Below are 534 nucleotides of genomic sequence, written 5' to 3'. Positions count from 1 at the left end.
CGAGTAAAACATAGCAAAAACGAGTTTGCAAAGGGGCATAACCACATCAACGAAATTGTGAATTTCTAGGGCTTTGCGAAGTTGACACTTGCCAAATTTAAGGACTAAGAGAGAAAATTTTGCCCTTCACTCAAAAGAAACAGAGTTAAAACGAAAAATTTAAGGCGATATTCTCATTAAATTTTATTAAAGTTGATAAGAGAAAATTCTGTTAAGTTTAATTGAGCCAAATTTTACTTTGTGGGATTTTCTTGCAAAAAGATCTAAGTTGCTTCTAGTAATGACATAGAAGTTATGCTTTATGGAAAAAACCTCGTTTGCAAAAGAAACTTCGTTTTGAAATTTTTCGCACACGGTCCATATGACAAATTTCGCTAAAAAAGACAAAGAGTCTCACCCTTGTCATTGCGAGTTTGCAAAGTAAACGAAGAATCCCTTTTCTTGTCATTTTGAGATACTTCGGGCCTTGCTCTCAGAATGACAAATGAATGACAAGATAGCTTGTCATATTAAGCCACAATATCTCTATTTGCT

The 534-nt window shown here is 34.1% G+C and carries 1 pseudogene; it reads left to right on the top strand.

The annotated features are described in order from the left end of the window. Positions 1-151: pseudogene (locus tag DMC01_RS16980) on the top strand (IS1595 family transposase); the annotation flags it as partial. Positions 152-534 lie beyond the last annotated feature (383 nt).

The organism is Campylobacter troglodytis (assembly GCF_006864425.1).
GTDB classification, from domain to species: Bacteria; Campylobacterota; Campylobacteria; order Campylobacterales; family Campylobacteraceae; genus Campylobacter_D; species Campylobacter_D troglodytis.
The sequence above is the reverse complement of the archived record's forward strand: the minus strand, read 5'-3'. Positions and strand labels throughout refer to the sequence as shown.